General features: G+C 69.5%; 19 protein-coding genes, 1 tRNA gene, 1 other RNA gene and 2 pseudogenes. 6 read left to right on the top strand and 17 right to left on the bottom strand.

Annotated elements, in window-relative coordinates:
* Positions 1-27: 27 nt before the first annotated feature.
* From ACRAWC_RS00900 to ssrA, 6 genes are all read right to left on the bottom strand, one after another.
* Positions 28-615 carry a hypothetical protein gene (locus tag ACRAWC_RS00900; RefSeq protein ID WP_431346058.1) on the bottom strand — a complete coding sequence of 196 codons (588 nt, stop codon included), beginning with the start codon at positions 613-615 and terminating at the stop codon, positions 28-30.
* Positions 591-851: a hypothetical protein gene (locus tag ACRAWC_RS00895; protein ID WP_431346057.1), complete on the bottom strand. Its 261-nt coding sequence runs from the start codon at positions 849-851 to the stop codon at positions 591-593. Before ACRAWC_RS00895 ends, ACRAWC_RS00900 begins: the two co-directional genes overlap by 25 nt.
* Positions 848-1,669 carry a heavy metal-binding domain-containing protein gene (locus ACRAWC_RS00890; RefSeq protein WP_431346056.1) on the bottom strand — a complete coding sequence of 274 codons (822 nt, stop codon included), beginning with the start codon at positions 1,667-1,669 and terminating at the stop codon, positions 848-850. Before ACRAWC_RS00890 ends, ACRAWC_RS00895 begins: the two co-directional genes overlap by 4 nt.
* 27 nt (positions 1,670-1,696) lie before the next feature.
* A complete protein-coding gene (locus tag ACRAWC_RS00885; protein WP_431346055.1) occupies positions 1,697-2,626 on the bottom strand; it encodes a heavy metal-binding domain-containing protein in 930 nt (309 codons plus the stop codon).
* Between the two features lie 59 nt (positions 2,627-2,685).
* Entirely contained in the window at positions 2,686-3,102 is a 417-nt protein-coding gene (locus tag ACRAWC_RS00880) for a hypothetical protein (protein WP_431346054.1), read from the bottom strand.
* A gap of 250 nt (positions 3,103-3,352) precedes the next feature.
* Positions 3,353-3,746, bottom strand: a transfer-messenger RNA (tmRNA) gene (ssrA, locus tag ACRAWC_RS00875).
* Between the two features lie 125 nt (positions 3,747-3,871).
* On the opposite strand from ssrA, the gene ACRAWC_RS00870 reads away from it, so the two are divergent.
* Positions 3,872-4,537, top strand: a complete 666-nt coding sequence (locus ACRAWC_RS00870; RefSeq protein ID WP_431346053.1) for an SIMPL domain-containing protein — start codon at positions 3,872-3,874, stop codon at positions 4,535-4,537.
* Positions 4,538-4,550: 13 nt separating this feature from the next.
* Here ACRAWC_RS00870 and ACRAWC_RS00865 read toward each other — a convergent pair whose 3' ends face one another.
* From ACRAWC_RS00865 to prfB, 6 genes and pseudogenes are all read right to left on the bottom strand, one after another.
* Positions 4,551-5,219 (bottom strand): DUF5666 domain-containing protein, encoded by a 669-nt coding sequence (locus ACRAWC_RS00865; RefSeq protein ID WP_431346052.1) that lies wholly within the window; start codon positions 5,217-5,219, stop codon positions 4,551-4,553.
* A gap of 58 nt (positions 5,220-5,277) precedes the next feature.
* Positions 5,278-6,099 (bottom strand): tyrosine-protein phosphatase, encoded by an 822-nt coding sequence (locus tag ACRAWC_RS00860; protein ID WP_431346051.1) that lies wholly within the window; start codon positions 6,097-6,099, stop codon positions 5,278-5,280.
* Between the two features lie 47 nt (positions 6,100-6,146).
* Positions 6,147-6,622 (bottom strand): annotated as a pseudogene (gene smpB / locus ACRAWC_RS00855) (SsrA-binding protein SmpB).
* An 83-nt stretch (positions 6,623-6,705) separates the two neighbouring features.
* Positions 6,706-7,611, bottom strand: a complete 906-nt coding sequence (gene ftsX / locus ACRAWC_RS00850; protein ID WP_431346050.1) for a permease-like cell division protein FtsX — start codon at positions 7,609-7,611, stop codon at positions 6,706-6,708.
* Positions 7,608-8,717 (bottom strand): cell division ATP-binding protein FtsE, encoded by a 1,110-nt coding sequence (gene ftsE, locus ACRAWC_RS00845; protein ID WP_431346049.1) that lies wholly within the window; start codon positions 8,715-8,717, stop codon positions 7,608-7,610. Before ftsE ends, ftsX begins: the two co-directional genes overlap by 4 nt.
* A gap of 120 nt (positions 8,718-8,837) precedes the next feature.
* A complete protein-coding gene (prfB, locus tag ACRAWC_RS00840) occupies positions 8,838-9,950 on the bottom strand; it encodes a peptide chain release factor 2 (RefSeq protein WP_431346048.1) in 1,113 nt (370 codons plus the stop codon).
* A gap of 295 nt (positions 9,951-10,245) precedes the next feature.
* Here prfB and ACRAWC_RS00835 point away from each other — a divergent pair, with 295 nt between their 5' ends.
* A complete protein-coding gene (locus tag ACRAWC_RS00835) occupies positions 10,246-10,455 on the top strand; it encodes a hypothetical protein (RefSeq protein ID WP_431346047.1) in 210 nt (69 codons plus the stop codon).
* 58 nt (positions 10,456-10,513) lie between these two features.
* Here the strand turns inward: ACRAWC_RS00835 and ACRAWC_RS00830 are convergent, their stop codons facing one another.
* Positions 10,514-10,939 carry a hypothetical protein gene (locus ACRAWC_RS00830; RefSeq protein WP_431346046.1) on the bottom strand — a complete coding sequence of 142 codons (426 nt, stop codon included), beginning with the start codon at positions 10,937-10,939 and terminating at the stop codon, positions 10,514-10,516.
* Between the two features lie 81 nt (positions 10,940-11,020).
* Between ACRAWC_RS00830 and ACRAWC_RS00825 the strand changes: the two genes are divergently transcribed.
* The 4 genes from ACRAWC_RS00825 (at position 11,021) to ACRAWC_RS00810 (ending at position 14,391) form a co-directional block, all read left to right on the top strand.
* Positions 11,021-12,313, top strand: a complete 1,293-nt coding sequence (locus tag ACRAWC_RS00825; RefSeq protein WP_431346045.1) for an MFS transporter — start codon at positions 11,021-11,023, stop codon at positions 12,311-12,313.
* A gap of 56 nt (positions 12,314-12,369) precedes the next feature.
* A complete protein-coding gene (locus ACRAWC_RS00820) occupies positions 12,370-13,407 on the top strand; it encodes an LLM class flavin-dependent oxidoreductase (RefSeq protein ID WP_431346044.1) in 1,038 nt (345 codons plus the stop codon).
* A gap of 17 nt (positions 13,408-13,424) precedes the next feature.
* Positions 13,425-13,506: transfer RNA gene (locus tag ACRAWC_RS00815), tRNA-Leu, on the top strand.
* A 162-nt stretch (positions 13,507-13,668) separates the two neighbouring features.
* On the top strand, positions 13,669-14,391 hold the full coding sequence (locus tag ACRAWC_RS00810; protein ID WP_431346043.1) for a DedA family protein: 723 nt from the start codon (positions 13,669-13,671) through the stop codon (positions 14,389-14,391).
* A gap of 17 nt (positions 14,392-14,408) precedes the next feature.
* Here the strand turns inward: ACRAWC_RS00810 and ACRAWC_RS00805 are convergent, their stop codons facing one another.
* The 4 genes and pseudogenes from ACRAWC_RS00805 to murI all read right to left on the bottom strand — a co-directional run bounded on the left by ACRAWC_RS00805 (position 14,409) and on the right by murI (position 17,623).
* Entirely contained in the window at positions 14,409-15,311 is a 903-nt protein-coding gene (locus ACRAWC_RS00805) for a cation diffusion facilitator family transporter (protein WP_431346042.1), read from the bottom strand.
* A gap of 104 nt (positions 15,312-15,415) precedes the next feature.
* A pseudogene (gene rdgB / locus ACRAWC_RS00800) lies at positions 15,416-16,014 on the bottom strand (RdgB/HAM1 family non-canonical purine NTP pyrophosphatase).
* Positions 16,014-16,769: a ribonuclease PH gene (rph, locus tag ACRAWC_RS00795; protein ID WP_431346041.1), complete on the bottom strand. Its 756-nt coding sequence runs from the start codon at positions 16,767-16,769 to the stop codon at positions 16,014-16,016. The pseudogene rdgB and the gene rph overlap by 1 nt, the downstream one beginning before the upstream one ends.
* A 35-nt stretch (positions 16,770-16,804) precedes the next feature.
* On the bottom strand, positions 16,805-17,623 hold the full coding sequence (murI, locus tag ACRAWC_RS00790; protein ID WP_431346040.1) for a glutamate racemase: 819 nt from the start codon (positions 17,621-17,623) through the stop codon (positions 16,805-16,807).
* Positions 17,624-17,639 lie beyond the last annotated feature (16 nt).

The raw sequence follows: 17,639 nt of genomic DNA, 5'->3' as shown, positions 1-17,639 counted from the left end.
GACGGGCGGCTCGCGCGAGCGGCCTGCTCAGGGCAGGTCGAGTCGCGACGCCCCGAACCGCTCCGACAGGAACCGCCCGTTGACCAGCAGCGCCGACGCGTCGTGCTCGACCGCGGCGTCCCGCATCCGCTTCGCCGCGCGCTCCAGCTCCGTGAGCTGCCCGACCAGCGCCGCCGCGGCGGTCGTCCCGTCCGGGAAGACGTGGTCGGCCGCCCAGTCCGCCGGCAGCGACAGGTACGCGCGCAGGGTGTCGGGGAGGTAGACGGTCGCCGTCCGCCGCACCACGACCTCCGGCTCGCCCTGCCCGGCGACCCGCGCGAGGGCGTCGATGAGGAGGTCCCCGATCCGCCCGACCAGGGCGACGGCCTCGTCCGGCACCCGGTGGCCGAGGCGCGCGGGCAGCGTCCGGAGGTCGCCCTCGATCGCGGTGTCCCGTACGTGGATCTCCGACCCGGCGGGCTCCAGGCCCAGGGTCTGCAACGCACGCGAGGAGGTGGCGGCGTCTCCGGCGGCCTCCGCGGCGAGCGCGGCGACCCGGCCCGCGAACGCGGTGAGCCAGTCCCCGAGGCCGAGCGGGCGGCGGGCGATCGTCACGCCGCCGTAGACGCGGTGCACCTCCCCTTCCAGTGCGGGCCAGGCTCGTAGCCGAGCGTCAGGGTCTCCTCCGTGCCGATCAGGCTGACCCGGGAGATCGCCCCCGGCCTCCCGGAGACGCGGTCGGCGAGGGTCCGCTTCCGCTCGACTACCAGCACCCGGGCGGCCAGCACCGGCGGCAGGGCGCGCCCGACGCTCTCGACCAGGTCGGTCAAGAACGTCTGCGGGTCGGCTGCCGCCTCGGCGGGCTCGGTCATCGTCCGCCGTCGGTGAGCGGGAGGACGAGGTTCGGTGTTGCGATGACGTGGTCGTCGCGCAGCGGGCGGACCGCCGTGCCGATGGCGAAGAACTCGGTGGTGTGGCCTCCCCAGCGGTGCGGCAGCGACAGGAGCTGGACGCCGACGACGCCCTCCGCGTCGAGTGCCTCCGCCTCGGCCTGCATGCGGCCCATCGCGAGCTCGCGGGCGTCGTAGAGCGCCTCGGTGAAGGCGGTGATCTCCACGTTCGAACCGAGGTTGTTCACGGTCGCCAGCATGCCCTGGTGGGCGATGTGGTACACGCAGGTGCCCATCACGAGACCCTGCGGGACGTAGCCGGACTGGATGAGCGTCCAGAAGTCCTGACCGGACAGGTCGGAGGTGAACGGCATCCGCTTGTTGTTGCGCCAGGTGCCGGTCGGCGGCTTCTCGTCGGCGACGACGGCCGTGCCGACCGCGACGAACTCGGCGAGGTCGTTGCCGTACTCCTTGAACTCGATTTCGAGGCGCACGCCGACGATCCCGTCTGCGCCGAGCGCGTCCGCCTCGGCCTCCATGCGGGTCATGGCGAGCTCACGAGCGTGGTACATCGCCTGACTCAGCTTCTCGAGTTCCATGTTCTTGCTCCACTTACGAGCCTGGATGCCCACATGGTAAACGCTGGAGCCGAGCACGAGGCCGACAGGCCGGAATCCCGCCTGCCGGACGAGGAGGAACTCGTTCACCGACAGGTCGGAGGTGAACAGCCGCGCTCGGCCGTCGGCGAGGCGGGCCCGCGCGTCGCTGGGAAGGGTGACGCTGGAGAGCGGGTCGGACACGGCGGTTCCTCTCGGGTGGTGGTGGACTCAGGCCCGCGAGCGCAGGTCGCTGAGCGGGATCACGGTGGTCACGGCGGACAGCTCGGCGCGGCGGCTGTAGCGCGGGACGGGGATCAGGATAGTCCCGATCACGGTCGCCTCGGCGTGGAGGTCCTTCTCCTCGCCGCAGGGTGTCCCGAACTCCCACAGGTCGAGGTCGGTCACGACGAGCTGGGCGCCCGCGGCAGCGGTGGCGCGCCTCTCCAGCCGGTGCAGGGCCTCCGCGCGCGCCGCCCGGACCAGCTCGGTCATCCCCGTCACCTCGCCGTTCACCCAGCTCGACCGCTGGGTGCGCAGCTCATAGTCCTCGTGCTTGGTGGAGACGGAGATTCCGAGCAGCAGCTCGCCGGGCGCGTACCCGCTGAGGACGGCTGAGGCCGTGTCCTCGACGGTCAGGTTCGTGCTCCACACGTCGCCGCGGTTCTTCGGGTACGGCACGAGCAGCGGGTCGTCGGACCGCACAGCCGTGCCGAGCGCTGTGTACTCCCACGCCGATCCGTCGAGCCGGGTGCGCTGGACGGTGACGCCGACCACCCCGTGCGCTCCGAGCGCACGGGCCTCGGCGAGCATCCGCCGCACGGCGCCGTACCAGGCGGACTCGTACGCCTTCACGTAGGGGGCGAATCCGCCGTACGTGCTTCCACCGGAGGTCGTGACCGGTGACCTCCAGGCCGCGCGGTTCAGCATCGTGGACGGACCGACCGTCGGCCCGGTCATGCTCCACCAGGCGCAGCCGGTGCCGGTCCAGCCGAGGTTGACGACGATGCCGCCGAAGACCTCGCCGACCGGGAGGAGGCCTGCGGTGCGCGCCGCGGCCGCCGCCGGGGCGGAGAAGAGCGAGGACCGCACTCCGCTCGCGGCCTGCTGCTCCACGCGCGAGCGCGCGGCCGAGGGAAGGCCGTCGGGAGAGTGGGTCACGCGCTCATCCAACCACGTCCGCGGTCCCGAGGCGCGCAGCACCGGAGGCTCGCGGCGCGTCAGCCTCCGACGGCCGTGCGGAGGAGCTGAGCGACGCGCTGCTTGTCGGCGTCGACCAGTTTGGTCAGGGCGAACCCGACCGGCCACACGTTGCCGTCGTCCAGGGTGGCGGGCTGCTGGAACTCGATCGTGGCGTAGCGGATCTTGAACTTGGACCCCGGCTTGAACGCGACGACCACCCTGCCATCGGCATCGGCGTAGGCCGGCATCCCGTACCAGGTCTTCGCCGCGAGCGCGGTGTTGTCCTTCACGAGCTGGTGGAACGCCTCCGCGAGCTCCTTGTCGGTGCCGGTCATCGCCGCGATCGCCTCTTCGCACGCCGCTGCCGCGTCGGCGCCCGCCTGCTGGGCCTTCTTCTCGGCGACCGTGGCGCGGATCGCCGCCTTCTCCTCTTTGCTGAACGTGGTGTCGGCCATGGTGTCCCCTTCGTGAGCGAATCGTGCCGGTGATCGGCTGGGACTCAATCTACGATCGCGGGAGGTGGTGCGCTTCTCGAAAACTGCTCGATCGTGGGGGGACGGTGCGCCTTCGAGTCACTCGGCCGTCGTGCGCACCGGACACAGAGCCAGCGGCGAGCCGCGCCTCGAGCGCGTCGCCGCGAGCGCGACACCGACACCGGCACCGAAGTGTCAAGGAACCCTCAACAACGCGCGACGACGACCGATCCGGTGGAGATGGGGGAATCGAACCCCCGTCCACTGCTGTGGTCATGTGCCTTCTACGGGCGTAGCCAGTTAAGTCGCTTTCTCAGCCCCGGAACTTGTCTCTGGCACCTGCTCCGACGGGCTCAGTATCAGTTGGAGTCCCTCTGCGCCCTGATGCTCAACGCAGAAGCAAGTCTTCTAGCTGACGCCAGGATCCGGGTAGAAGACAGTTCCCGGTCTGACGGTCTCTTCAGTGGCGAAGGGGAACTTACGCCGCGAGGGCGAAGTCGGCCTTGGCCGAGACAGTGCTCTTGTTATTGGCACTTATTTTTTCGCATGGATCGTTTACGAGATAACCATGCATCCTCGACCCGCTTCTCACACTCTCGCAGACAATGTCGAAACCGATCATCCCCGTGCGACGGCCGTGAGGCCGGGTCGTCATCGCGCGCTGTTGAGTTGTCCAGATACACGCCGCTCCTGGCGGCGAGCTTCTTATCTTACAACAACACAACCCCCTCTTCTATGCCACGATCGGTGGATGGCCGACACCATCATCACCGTGCAGGGCGAGTACGAGCTGACGCATCCGGCCGAGCGGGGAGCGGTGCGGCTGAGCGTCGCCTACGAGGGCGAGCAGCGCGACGAGACACTCGCGCTCACCACCCGGCGGCACGCCTCCCTCGCCTCCGAGCTGCGCGAGCTGCACAACCCGCAGACCGGCCCGGTGACAGCGTGGGCCTCCGACCGGCTCCGGGTCTGGGGCGACCGGCCGTGGAACCAGGACGGCCGGCGGCTCGCGCCTGTGTACCACGCGGAGATCGGGTTGGACGTCACCTTCAGCGAGCTGACTGCGCTCTCCGACTGGGTGGGCGTGGTCTCCCTCCTCGACGGCCTCACGATCCAGGGCGTCACCTGGAGCCTGACGGAGGCGCGGCGCCAGTCGATCACGCAGGAGGCGCGGCGGCGGGCGGTGGAGAACGCGGTGGCCAAGGCGACCGTGTACGCGACCAGCCTCGGCCTGACCTCGGTGAAGCCGCTCGCGCTCAGCGACCCGGGGATGCTCGGCGACGGGCCGTCGAACGGTCAGCCGCAGCCGCTCCAGGCCCGCGCGATGTCCGCCGATTTCGGCGGCGCGACGCTCGCGCTGAAGCCGGAGGACATCACGGTCGCGGTGCAGGTGCACGCGCGGTTCGCGGCGTCCTGAGAGGACACCGGTCTCAGCTGCTCGGCTTCGGCGTCGGCGTGGGGCTCGACTGCCCCGGACGCAGCGGGAGGTCGGCGACGTTGAGGATTCGGATCGCCGTCACGGTGCTGCCCGAGCGGGTTCCGACGACGATCACCTGGTCGCCGACGGCGAAGTCGGACGCCTTCTGCGTCTGGCCGGGCGCGCCGTATGCCGTGGAGGACGAGGTGTCGACGGTCAGGGTGACGCCGCGCTGAGTCGTGATGGTCCAGGTCGACCCGGCGATCTGCGTCACGGTGCCGCTGACGACGCCCTTCGCAATCGGCCCCTCGTCATGGCGGCCGCCCTGCCCGGAGCCGTTGCCCATACCCTTCTGGCCGGGGAACCGCGGAGCGCCCGGCTTCACCTGAGCCGGGCCGCGGCCTCCGTCGTGCAGGAGCCGGGAGACCGGCGAACCGGCGTGGAAGACGACCGAGCCCACCGCGAACGCACCGGCGCCGGCGATGCCGAACAGCACGATCACGCCGAGAACGAGCGTCGAGATGGCGAAGGCCAGCCCGTGGCGCTTGTAGAACGGCTCCCCTGCCGGCCGTGCAGGCGTGCCGTACTGCGGGGGCTGCGCTCCATACGGGTGCCCGGGCTGCGGAGGCACCTGCTGCTGCGGATACAGCGGCTCCGTGGGCTGGTTCTCGTCCATACTCACAAGAACACCCGATCCAACCGCGATCCCGCTGAACGCCGGTTATGCCTTCGATGTGAACTCACGCCGGCTCCACCAGCACCGAGCGCAGCTTCGCCAGCTCCAGCTCGTCGAGCCCGGTGCGAATCAGGTACTCCCGGACGCTCCCGAACCGGCGCTCCACCAGGTCGAGCGCCTCCTCGAGCGCCTCGGGCGGGCTGCCGCCGAGGATGATGCGGAGGTCGGGCGTGACCTCCACCCCGTGGCTGCGCACCAGCTCGATCATCCCGTCCAGCCAGGGGCCGCGGAGGTTGGCCTGCGTCGCCGCGTAGTCCGCGAGGACGAGCTCGCGCTCGACGCCGACGGCGAGCAGCGCGAGTGCGACCACAATGCCGGTGCGGTCCTTGCCGGCCGTGCAGTGCACGACGACGGCCTCCGCGCCGGTGTCCGCGATCTCCCGCAGCGCGGTCACGACGACGTCGCCGTGCTGCAGCAGGATCTTCTCGTACAGCCCCACCAGCGTGATGCCGATGGTGGACTGCGACGCACCGGAGCCCTCGAACACCGGGAGGTGGAGGTGCTGGAGGCCGAGCCCGGCGATGTCGTCGGGCATCACGGAGACTTCGAAGTGGTCGCGCAGGTCGATCACGACGCGCACGTCGAGGTCCCGCAGCGCCTGCCGCCCCTCGTCGCCGAGCCGCGCGAGCCCGTCCGAGCGGAACAGCTTGCCGCGGCGCACCGCGCCCTCCGGGACCGGGTACCCGCCCGCGTCGCGGAAGTTGTAGGTGCCGTTCACCGGGATGCGCTCGGCGACGACGCCCGTCGCTCCACGGCCGGTCGCTCCACGGCCGGTCGCTCCACGGCCCGTCGCGTAGGCGCTCATCGCCTCGTCGTCGATGCTCATGCCCTCATCCTGCCACCCGGCGCCGACAGCGGGCCGAGCGGAGCCGGTCACTCGCCGAGATGACGCCTGCTGGACATCGCCCGTTCGGCTTCGCGGTTGTCCTGGCGCTCGCGCAGGGCCTGGCGCTTGTCGTACTCGCGCTTGCCCTTGGCGACCGCGATCTCGACCTTCGCGCGCCCGTCGCTGAAGTAGATCTGCAGCGGGACGATCGTGTAGCCGCCCTGCTTGACCTTGTTCTCGATCTTGACGATCTGCGCCTTGTGCAGCAGGAGCTTGCGCTTACGGCGCGGGGCATGGTTGTTCCAGGTGCCGTCCAGGTACTCGGGGATGTGCACGGCGTCGAGCCAGGCTTCTCCCCGTCGACGAACGCGTAGCCGTCGACCAGCGACGCCCGCCCCTCGCGCAGCGACTTCACCTCGGTGCCGGTGAGCACGAGGCCCGCCTCGTAGGTGTCCTCGATGGTGTAGTCGTGGCGCGCTCGGCGATTGGTGGCCACGACCTTCTGGCCACGTTCCCTGGGCACAGCGTCTCCTGACGTCGAAGATGGTGCTGCCCGGCACAACGCCGGGCAGCAGACCAGTCTATCGGGTCAACCCCGCACCGCGCTCAGACGCGCAGGTACCGCTTGATCGCGAAATTCGCGGAGGCCGCCGCCAGCACCACGCCGACCACGATCAGCAGCGGGATCACCAGCCAGCCCTGATCCATCCCGACGAAGTTGATCGACGGGATCTTCGGGCCGAGGAAGCCGCGCACGAAGTACTGCACCAGCAGCCAGATCACCACACAACTCAGGATCGAGCCGATCAGCGCGGCGATCACGCCCTCGATGATGAACGGGGTCTGGATGAAGCGGTTGGACGCGCCGACCAGCCGCATGATCCCGATCTCCCTTCGGCGGGAGAACGCCGACAGCCGGATCGTTGTCGCGATCAGCAGCACCGCGGCCACCAGCATCAGGATGGCGATGCCGATCGCTGTCAGGCTCGCCGCGTTGAGGATGTTGAAGATCTGGTCGAGGTAGCTGCGCTGGTCCACGACGCTCTGCACGCCCGGCGAACTGGACAGCGTCTCGGTCAGCACGTCGGAGCGGTTCGGGTCCTTGAGGTTCACCCAGAACGTCTGCGGGATCATGTCCGGCGTGACGTAGTTCGCGATCTGGTTGCCCTTGAACTGCTGCTTGAACTGCTCGTAGCCCTGCTTCTGGTCCTGGAAGTAGAACTTCTGGATGTAGGGGGCGATCTCCGGAGACTGGAGCTGTTTCTTGACGGCCTCCACGGTCTGCGGGGTCGCAGCGCCGCCCGGGCAGTTGTCGGTCTCGGTGCACATGTACACGGCGACCTGGGCGCGGTCGTACCAGTACGTCTTCATCTGCGCGATCTGCAACTGGAGCAGCGCGGCCGTGCCGACGAAGGTCAACGAGATGAAGGTGACGAGCACGACGGAGACGACCATCGAGAGGTTGCGGCGCAGGCCGTTGCCGACCTCGGACCAGATGAGCCCGAATCTCATTTCGTGGGCCCCACATTCTGTTCGCCGTCGCGGTCGGACGCGTCGCGCAGTCCGCTCAGGTCGAGGTTGGCGGTGAAGTTCAGGTGGTCCGGGAGGTCCTCGCCCGCGGAGGCGGGCACGGAGACCGGGACGGGCGCCGGAACGGCCGGGGCCGGCGCGGGAGCCTCCTGCGCGGGGGCGGGCGGCTGATACGCCGGGGGCTGCTGGTAGGCCGGGGGCTGGTACGTCGGAGGCTGCTGCACCGGCCCGGTTCCTCCCACCGGGACAGGTCCCGTGGGGTTGGCGACCGGCGCGTGCGGACGCGTCATCGGCTCGGAGGGTGCCGGCGCGGCAGCGGCGGCCGACACCGGCGCGGGAGCAGTGGTCGGCACCGCAGAGGTCACCAACCCCTCCGCGGTCGGCCGCGGCAGCGGAATGGCGGAGGTCACACCGTATCCGCCGTGCTGCTCGTCGCGGACGATCTGTCCGCCGACCAGCTCGATCACGCGCTGCTTCATCTGGTCGACGATCGCGGCCTCGTGTGTGGCCATCAGCACCGTGGTGCCGCCGGCGTTGATCTGGGCGAGCACCGACATGATCCCGGCGCTGGTGGCGGGGTCGAGGTTGCCGGTCGGCTCGTCGGCGAGGAGGATCTGCGGCTTGTTGACGACGGCGCGCGCGATCGCGACGCGCTGCTGCTCACCGCCGGAGAGCTCGTGCGGGAGGCGCTGCGCCTTGCCGTCGAGTCCGACCATCGCGAGCACGTCGGGCACGGCCTCCTGGATGAAGCCGCGCGATTTGCCGATCACCTGGAGGGTGAAGGCGACGTTCTGGAAGACGGTCTTGTTCGGCAGGAGGCGGAAGTCCTGGAACACCACGCCGATGTTGCGGCGGAAGTACGGGACCTTGCGCGACGAGATCGTGCCGAGGTCCTGGCCCAGCACATGGATGGCGCCCTTGCTCGGCCGCTCCTCCTTGAGGATCAGTCGGAGGCAGCTCGACTTGCCCGAGCCGGACGCGCCGACGAGGAAGACGAACTCGCCGCGGAGCACCTCGAGGTTGATGCCGTTGAGCGCAGGGCGCGCTGTTCCCGCGTACTGCTTGGATACGTGTTCGAACCGGATCATGACTGTTAGAGACTAAGCAACTCTTCCGCGATCCACAGTAGCGACATGCCCGCGAGCCGCAAGCCTGACAGTCCCCGGCACACGCGCTGGGCGCGCGCGACGGGAGGCCTGTGTCCCGGGCTAGTCCTCGTTCTTGGAGCCGGCGCGCCAGCGGATGCCCGCCGCGATGAAGCCGTCCAGGTCGCCGTCGAACACCGATGCCGGGTTGCCGGACTCGTAGCCCGTGCGCAGATCCTTGACGAGTTGCTGGCCGTAGAGGAAGTAGGAGCGCATCTGGTCGCCCCAGCTCGCGGTGATGGTGCCGGCGAGCTCCTTCTTCTTGGCGGCCTCCTCCTCCTTCTGCAGCAGGAGCAGGCGGGTCTGGAGGACGCGCATGGCGGCGGCGCGGTTCTGGATCTGCGACTTCTCGTTCTGCATCGAGACGACGATGCCCGTCGGGAGGTGCGTGATGCGCACCGCGGAGTCGGTCGTGTTGACCGACTGGCCGCCGGGGCCTGAGGAGCGGAACACGTCGACGCGGATGTCGCCCTCGGGGACTTCGACCGCCGTGGCCTCCTCCATCAGGGGGATGACCTCCACCGCGGCGAAGGACGTCTGGCGCTTGTCCGCCGACCCGAACGGGCTGATCCGGGCGAGCCGGTGCGTGCCGGCCTCGACCGAGAGCGTGCCGAACGCGTACGGCGCCTCGACCTCGAAGGTGGCCGACTTGATTCCGGCGCCCTCGGCGTAGGAGGTGTCCATGACCTTCACCGGGTACTTGTGCTGCTCCGCCCAGCGCAGGTACATACGCATGAGCATCTCGGCGAAGTCGGTGGCGTCGTCGCCGCCGGCGCCGGAGCGGATGGTGACGATCGCCGAGCGCTCGTCGTACTCGCCGCTCAGCAGCGTCTGCACCTCGAGGTCGCCCAGCGTCTTCTGGAGGGACTCCAGCTCGGCGCGGGCCTCGGCGGCGGACTCCTCGTCGTCGCCCTCGTTGGCGAGCTCGACGAGCACCTCGAGGTCGTCGAGGCGCCGCTCCACGGAGGTGATGCGGCCGAGCTCGGCCTGCCGGTGGCTGAGCGCACTGGTGACCTTCTGCGCGTTCGTCGTGTCATCCCAGAGGTCGGGCGCCCCCGCCTTCTCGCTGAGGTCGGCGATGTCGGCGCGGAGCTTCTCGACGTTGACGACGGCGACGATGTCGGAGAGGGTCGAGCGGAGCTCCGCGATCTGCGGGGAGAGGTCAAGTTCGATCATGGCGTCCCCCAGCCTACCGGCTGGCGTTCCGGGCGGGATTGTGGGCCGGTGTCGCCAGCGTGCGCTCGTAGGGTCTGTCGATGAGACCGAGCTTTCAGTAATATAGATTTATTATTTCTGTGAACTCCCACACATGCGACACCTGAACGCGGTAAACCTGAAGTGCGGAGACTCTACGTACGGGTACAAGCACATCCGAGCCGAACACGAATCCCAGTGGCAGGACGTTCTCAACACGGCGCGGGCGCGGGGATGGCAGTCGGCTCAGTATGGTGTCGAGTCGTGGGACGATTTGATGTCCGGAGTCACCGCCGGTGTCGTGGCCGACCCCGGCTACGGGCTGACCAAGAAGTCGGTGTCGAACAAATGGTGTACCAAGACCACCTTCGGACTCTGGGACAGCGCTCAGAAAGCGATCATCTACGACTTTGGGGTTGAGACCGCCTGGGCATCGGATAGCGACAGGCTGATCACGTCCTTCCCGTCAACGCGGAAAGTCTGCTGACGGCAAAGGGTCGGCGTCATCGCTCGCAATGCGCCGACCCCTTCCTTTGATGAACCTGTCAACCGGCCCGATGTTCAGCGACGACTACGGCCGTGTCCCAAACTTCTCGGGTCAGCCAGGCCGCGAGTTCGTCTCCTCGCTCGCTCCAGGCCTGCTGGTCTTCCGGGTCGCGCCATCCTTCGCCCGGCCCCACGGCGGCTTCCCACTCGTCGTACCAGCGACGCAAAGCACTCACGAGTTCTTCGCTCAGCCCGTACTCGTCAGGCGTCGCGGTATACCCAGCGCACGTGTCCCACAACGGCCAGTCGTGGCAATGATCGGGAAAGAATCTGATCGTGCGCAGTTCTCCAGCGCGTCTTTTCGCGCTCCGGGCGATCGTTGCCTCGACCGTTGAGTAGGAAGGCACGGGAAGTTCTTCCTGGGTGGTCGGATCGACGGCCCGACCCCACTCGGTTTCCTGATGCGTCAGCCTCTCGGAGTCCATGCTGAACAGGCTATCCTCCCGCCCAGCGCCGATGCCGAGGGCCGCTGCGACTGCACCCGACAGTTGTACTGTGTTAAGCAAATGACTTCCGACGAGCGCCCGTTCTCCTTCCGCTCCGTCGCCCTCGCCGCCTTCCTGCCGACACTGCTCTTCTCGATCGGCGAGGGGGCGATCATCCCGATCATCCCCATCGCCGCCGGCAACCTCGGCGCGACGCTGGCGATGGCCGGCTTCATCGCGTCGATGCTGATGCTCGGCGAGCTGGCGGGCGACATCCCGAGCGGGTGGGTGGTCTCGCGGATCGGTGAGCGGACCGCCATGATCGGCGCCGCGGCCGTCGCGGTGGCGGGCGTAATCGTGTGCCTGCTCGCACCGAACTACTGGGTGCTCATGGTCGGCATCTTCGTGGTCGGGCTCGCGACCGCTGTCTTCGCCCTCGCCCGGCACGCGTTCATGACCACCTACGTGCCGGTGCGCTACCGGGCTCGCGCGCTCTCCACGCTCGGGGGCATCTTCCGCGCCGGCTGGTTCGTCGGACCGCTGATCGCGTCCGCCGTGATCGCGGCGATCGGCTCGACGCAGTCGGTGTTCTGGATCTTCATCGTGAGCTGCCTCGGCTCCGTGACCGTCCTGCTGGTGCTGCCGGATCCCGAGCGGATGTTCGGCCCCGCCCCGACCGCCCCCGGGCACGGCGGCGAGCAGTTGACCGAAGGCGAGGAGGACGCGGACGAGCGAACCCGTGGGCTGTTCGCGACGATCTGGGCGTTCCGCGGCGTCCTCGCGCGGATGGGCACCGGCATCTCCCTCGTCGCCGCCGTCCGGTCGGCGCGGACCGTCCTGCTGCCGCTCTGGGCCGTCTCGATCGGGCTGAGCGAGGCGAACACCGCGCTCATCATCGGGCTCGCCGGCGCCGTCGACTTCGCGCTCTTCTACGCCAGCGGTCAGCTCATGGACCGGTTCGGCCGGATGTGGAGCGTCGTGCCGTCCATGCTGGGCCTGGGCGCCGGCTTCCTCGTGCTGTCGTTCAGTCACGACCTCCCGGGCGCTGTGGCCTGGTACATCGGCGTCTCGCTGTTCCTCGCCTTCGCGAACGGCATCGGATCGGGCATCATCATGACGCTCGGGGCCGACCTGGCGCCGAAGGAGAGCCCCGCGGCGTTCCTCGGCGCGTGGCGGTTCACGGGCGACGCCGGCCAGGCCGCCGCACCACTGGTGGTGTCGCTGCTGACCGGGCTGGTGTCGATCGCGTTCGCGAGCGGGGTGATGGGGGTGCTGGGGCTGGTCGGCGCCGGGCTGCTGGCCCGGTTCATCCCGCGCTACATCCCGCGCCGGCCGCGGCCGGCAAAAGGGGGCGCGGAGGGGCTGACGGAATAGCCCCGGCTCCCGTACCGTTCGACTCGTATGCATACGCATCGAATAGGAGAACGGACATGGCCGCACGGCTGGAACTCGGGATCGACACGTTCGGCGACGTCACGCTCGACGCCGACGGCAATCCGCTGCCGCACGCGCAGGTGCTGCGCAATGTCGTCGCGGAGGGCGTGCAGGCCGATCAGGCCGGCCTCCACTTCATCGGCATCGGCGAGCACCACCGCAAGGACTTCTCCGTCGCGGCTCCGGAGGTCGTGCTCGCGGCGATCGCGGGCCAGACCGAGCGCATCCACCTCGGCTCCGCGGTCACGGTGCTGAGCTCGGACGACCCGGTGCGGGTGTTCCAGCGGTTCGCGACGCTCGACGGCGTCTCGAACGGCCGCGCGGAGGTCATCCTCGGCCGCGGCTCGTTCATCGAGTCGTTCCCGCTGTTCGGCTTCGACCTCGGCCAGTACGAGGAGCTCTTCGACGAGAAGCTCGACCTGTTCGCCGCCATCCGGCAGCAGGAGCCGGTGACCTGGAACGGCACGCTGCGGCCGTCGCTCACCGGGCAGTCCGTCTATCCACCGGTCGAGCACGGCCTCCTGAAGACCTGGATCGGCGTGGGCGGCAGCCCGGAGTCGGTGGTGCGGGCGGCGCGCTACGGCCTCCCGCTCATGGTCGCGATCATTGGCGGCGGCCCGATGCGCTTCCAGCCGCTGACCCAGCTCTACCGCAACGCGCTCGAGCAGTTCGGCCACGACACCGACCTCCCGATCGGCGTGCACTCCCCCGGCTTCGTCGCCGAGACCGACCGGGAGGCCAAGGACCTGCTCTGGCCGCACTGGGAGGCCATGACCAACCGGATCGGCCGCGAGCGCGGCTGGCCGCCCGCGACCCGCGCGCGCTTCGAGCACGAGGCGGCCGAGGACGGCGCCCTCGTCGTCGGCTCGCCGGAGACGGTCGCACAGAAGATCGCCTACGCCGCGCGCGGCCTCGGCCTCACCCGATTCGACGTCAAGGTCAGCAACGGCACCCTCGGCCACGAGCACATCATGCGCGCCATCGACCTGCTCGGCCGCGAGGTCGCGCCGCGCGTGGATGAGCTATTGTCGTAGCCGCGCCCAGCGCGACCGCGGGAGTGGTGAAACTGGCAGACACGCAGGATTTAGGTTCCTGTGCTTCACGGCGTGAGGGTTCGAGTCCCTTCTCCCGCACCTCATCGTCCGTCCAGGGGATGAACACCGACCGCATTCAGCAAGTCCACAGCGTGATGTTCGCCGGGAGTCCCCGGGTTCGCACGGTTCGTGGAGGTTCCGCCCACTAAACTCAGGGCTGAATCCGCCCCGCGAACTCTCGCACCCGAATCCTGGAGACACGTGATCCATCACGCCGGCCTCATCCCCTGGCTCGACCCCACCACGATCATCGCCGCGGCCGGGCCGTGGGCGCTGCTCGTGGTGTGCGGCATCGTGTTCGCGGAGACAGGGCTCCTGGTCGGCTTCCTGCTGCCCGGTGACACCCTGCTGGTGATCTCCGGCCTGCTCACCCACACCTCGCGCGTCTTCGGCGTCGACATCTGGTGGGTCTGCCTGGCGATCGCGTTCGCGGCGTTCCTCGGCGGCGAGGCCGGCTATCTGATCGGGCACAAGGCCGGTCCGCGCGTGTTCGAACGCAAGGAGACCGGCCTGTTCAGCATGGAGAACGTGCGGCGCACCAATGCGTTCTTCGACCGGTTCGGCGCGCTCGCTGTCATCCTGGCCCGGTTCGTTCCGATCGTGCGCACGTTCGCCCCGGTCGCCGCGGGCGTCGGGCACATGAACTACAAGAAGTACTCGCTCTTCAACGCGATCGGCGCGCTGCTCTGGGGCGCCGGGCTGACGCTGTTCGGCTTCCTCATCGGCTACATCCCGCCGATCGCGAACTTCGTCACCCACTACATCGACATGATCCTCATCGGTGCGGTGGTGATCACGCTCATCCCGACGCTCTTCCACTACGTCCAGTCGCTGCGAAAGGCGAAGAAGAAGCGCCAGGAGGCCGAGACCGCGGCTCCCACCGAAGCCGACCTCCCCGACCCGCACCCCACCCCCGACGTCTGACGCCGAGGGGCCGCCGCTCAGCGGTGGAACTCGTCCTCGTGCGCGGCGTGCTCGGCCGGCTCGAGCTGGAACGTCGAGTGCTCGACGTCGAAATGCTTCGCCAGGCAGCCGGAGAGCTCGTCCAGCAGCTCCCCCGTTGCGCCGGAGCGGAACACCCCCGCGTCGACCACGACGTGCGCGGTGAACACCGGCGCGCCCGAGGTGATCGCCCAGACGTGCACGTCGTGCACCGCGACGACGCCCGGGGTCCCGAGGATGTGGTCGCGGATCTCCGCCACGTCCGTGTCCGCGGGCGCCGCCTCGCTGAGCACGCGGACCACGTCGCGCAGCAGCAGCACCGCGCGCGGGACGATGAACGCGGCGATCAGCAGCGACGCGATGGCGTCGGCCGGGGCGAAACCGGTGAACATGATCACGAGCGCCGCGACGATGACCGTCAGCGAACCGATCAGATCGCCGAACACCTCCAGATAGGCGCCGCGCATGTTGATCGAGTGATCCGCGGCGGGACGCAGCAGCAGGAGGGCGCCGAGGTTCGCGACCAGGCCGATGACGGCGACCACGAGCATGGGGCCGGACTGGACGTGCGACTCCCCCGACACGAGCCGCCCGATCGCGCCGATGGTCACGAACACCGCGACCACGACGAGGATCAGCCCGTTGATGAGCGCGCCGAAGACCTCGGCCCGGCGGTAGCCGAACGTCTGCCGGTCGGTCGCCGGACGCGCCGCCACGATGGTGGCCATGAGCGCGACGACCAGGCCGGTCAGATCGCTCAGCATGTGGCCGGCGTCGGCGAGCAGCGCCAGCGATCCGCTCAGCCACGCGCCGACGACCTGGACGACGAGCACCGCGGCGACGATCCCGATGGCGATCAGGAGCCGGTTGCGGTTGGCGGAGTGGCCGTGGTCATGACTCATGGTTCTTCTACGGTAGGTCGAAGTCGTCGCGGCGTGCCAGCACGGCGGCTAGATAGGAATGAGTGCCGTTCTCATTCTCAGTGCGCCGCAGCCCAGCACGCCACTCAGCGGGCAGCCGCGACCAGCTCCCGCAGGGCGGGGACGATGGCGGCGAAGGCCCGCGAGCGGTGGCTCTCGGCGTTCTTGACCTCGGGACCGAGCTCCGCCGCCGTGGCGTCGTGTCCCTCCGGCACGAAGATCGGGTCGTAGCCGTGGCCGTGCTCGCCGCGCGCCTCGTGCGCGATGCTCCCCGGCCAGATCCCTCGACCACGGTCTCCCGCCCGTTCGGCGACACCAGTGCCAGCGTCGCGGTGAAGTGCGCCGCGCGCGTGCCGTCCGGGAGGTCGGCGAGCTGGTCGAGCAGCAGCCGGAGGTTGGCCTGCGCGTCGCCGTGCCGCCCTGCCCAGCGCGCGGAGAAGATCCCCGGAGCGCCGCCCATCGCGTCCACGCAGATGCCGGAGTCGTCCGCCAGCGCGGGCAGTCCGGTGTGCGCGGCCGCGGACCGCGCCTTGATCAGTGCGTTCGCCTCGAACGTCACGCCGTCCTCCACCGGCTCCGGACCGTCGTAGCCGACGATCTCGAGGCCCGGCACGGCGTCCCCGAGGATCTGCTGGAACTCGCGCGCCTTGTGCGGGTTGTGCGTGGCGAGGACGACGCGGACCATCAGCCCTCGATGCCGAGCGCCGACGACTCCAGCGCCGCGCGCTGCACAGCGGCCAGCTCTGTCGTGCCGCCGAGCGCCAGGTCGAGGAGGGAGTTCAGCTCGGCGCGGTCGAAGGGCGCGCCCTCCGCGGTGCCCTGCACCTCCACGAACAGGCCGCGGCCGGTGACGACGACGTTCATGTCGGTCTCGGCGCGGACGTCCTCGACATAGGCCAGGTCGAGCATCGGCGTCCCGTCGATGATGCCCACGGACACCGCGGAGACCGAGTCGATCAGCGGGGCGGCCTTCTGGCCGATGAAGCGGTGCTCGCGGCCCCACTCCAGCGCGTCGGCGAGGGCCACATAGGCGCCGGTGATCGCGGCGGTGCGGGTGCCCCCGTCGGCCTGCAGCACGTCGCAGTCGATCACGATCGTGTTCTCGCCCAGCGCCTTCATGTCCACCACCGCGCGGAGGCTGCGGCCGATCAGCCGGCTGATCTCGTGGGTGCGGCCGCCGATCCGGCCCTTGACCGACTCCCGGTCCATGCGCTCGTTCGTGGAGCGCGGCAGCATGGCGTACTCGGCGGTGACCCAGCCCTTGCCCTTGCCCGTCATCCAGCGCGGCACGCCGTTCGTGAAGGAGGCCGTGCAGAGCACGCGCGTGTTGCCGAACGAGACCAGCGCCGAGCCCTCGGCCTGGCGGCTCCAGCCGCGCTCGATGGTGACGGGCCGGAGCCCGTCGGGGGTGCGGCCGTCCGCGCGGGTGATGTCGGTCACAGTTCTCTCCTCGGTCGGAATGGTGTGGTGCGGGGTCAGAGCGGGAGGTCGATCACGCCGGTCTGCACCAGGTCGACGCGGAAGATCTCCGGCCCGATGAACCGGTGCGCGAGGCGCAGGAAGTAGTCGGCGTCGAGGCCCGTCGCCTCGTAGCGGATGCTGGGCGGCGTGGTCTCCGTGCGCTCCAGGCCGCCGCTCACGAGCGTGCGGTAGACGTCCTTGGCGGTCTCGGTGTCGCTGGAGACGAGCGAGACGCCCTCGCCCATGACGTACGAGATGGCGCCCTTCAGGAACGGATAGTGCGTGCAGCCGAGCACCAGCGTGTCCACGTCGGCCTCGCGCAGCGGCTGGAGGTACTCGGCGGTGACCCGCAGCACCTCCTCGCCGCTGGTGATCCCGGCCTCCACGAACTCCACGAACCGCGGGCAGGCCTGCGTGAAGAGCTGCAGCGACGGCGCTGCGGCGAAGGCGTCCTCGTAGGCGCGGGAGGAGATCGTGCCGGCCGTGCCGATGACGCCGACCCTGCCCGTCCGGGTCGCGGACACCGCACGGCGCACCGCCGGCTGGATGACCTCGATCACCGGCACCGAATAGCGTTCGCGGGCGTCGCGCAGCATCGCCGACGAGGCGGTGTTGCACGCGATCACGATCAGCTTGACGCCCTGGTCGACCAGGAAGTCGAGGACCTCCAGGGAGTAGCGGCGCACGTCCGCGATCGACTTCGGACCGTACGGCGAGTGCGCGGTGTCGCCGACGTAGAGCAGCGATTCGTTCGGGAGCTGGTCGCGGATGGCCCGGGCGACGGTGAGCCCGCCGACCCCCGAGTCGAAGATCCCGATCGGCGCATCCGTCACAGCAGTCCAGCCTACC

Source organism: Leifsonia sp. L25 (genome assembly GCF_050632895.1).
Note: the sequence above shows the minus strand (reverse complement) of the source record. Positions and strands in the feature narration are given on the sequence as shown.

Bases quoted from the DNA above. Each gene is read 5' to 3' on its own strand.
- ACRAWC_RS00895 (WP_431346057.1), bottom strand. From the start codon at position 851: ATGACCGAGCCCGCCGAGGCGGCAGCCGACCCGCAGACGTTCTTGACC.
- ACRAWC_RS00880 (WP_431346054.1), bottom strand. From the start codon at position 3,102: ATGGCCGACACCACGTTCAGCAAAGAGGAGAAGGCGGCGATCCGCGCC.
- ACRAWC_RS00870 (WP_431346053.1), top strand. From the start codon at position 3,872: ATGGCCGACACCATCATCACCGTGCAGGGCGAGTACGAGCTGACGCAT.
- ACRAWC_RS00860 (WP_431346051.1), bottom strand. From the start codon at position 6,099: ATGAGCATCGACGACGAGGCGATGAGCGCCTACGCGACGGGCCGTGGA.
- ftsX (WP_431346050.1), bottom strand. From the start codon at position 7,611: ATGAGATTCGGGCTCATCTGGTCCGAGGTCGGCAACGGCCTGCGCCGC.
- ftsE (WP_431346049.1), bottom strand. From the start codon at position 8,717: ATGATCCGGTTCGAACACGTATCCAAGCAGTACGCGGGAACAGCGCGC.
- prfB (WP_431346048.1), bottom strand. From the start codon at position 9,950: ATGATCGAACTTGACCTCTCCCCGCAGATCGCGGAGCTCCGCTCGACC.
- ACRAWC_RS00835 (WP_431346047.1), top strand. From the start codon at position 10,246: ATGTCCGGAGTCACCGCCGGTGTCGTGGCCGACCCCGGCTACGGGCTG.
- ACRAWC_RS00830 (WP_431346046.1), bottom strand. From the start codon at position 10,939: ATGGACTCCGAGAGGCTGACGCATCAGGAAACCGAGTGGGGTCGGGCC.
- ACRAWC_RS00825 (WP_431346045.1), top strand. From the start codon at position 11,021: ATGACTTCCGACGAGCGCCCGTTCTCCTTCCGCTCCGTCGCCCTCGCC.
- ACRAWC_RS00820 (WP_431346044.1), top strand. From the start codon at position 12,370: ATGGCCGCACGGCTGGAACTCGGGATCGACACGTTCGGCGACGTCACG.
- ACRAWC_RS00805 (WP_431346042.1), bottom strand. From the start codon at position 15,311: ATGAGTCATGACCACGGCCACTCCGCCAACCGCAACCGGCTCCTGATC.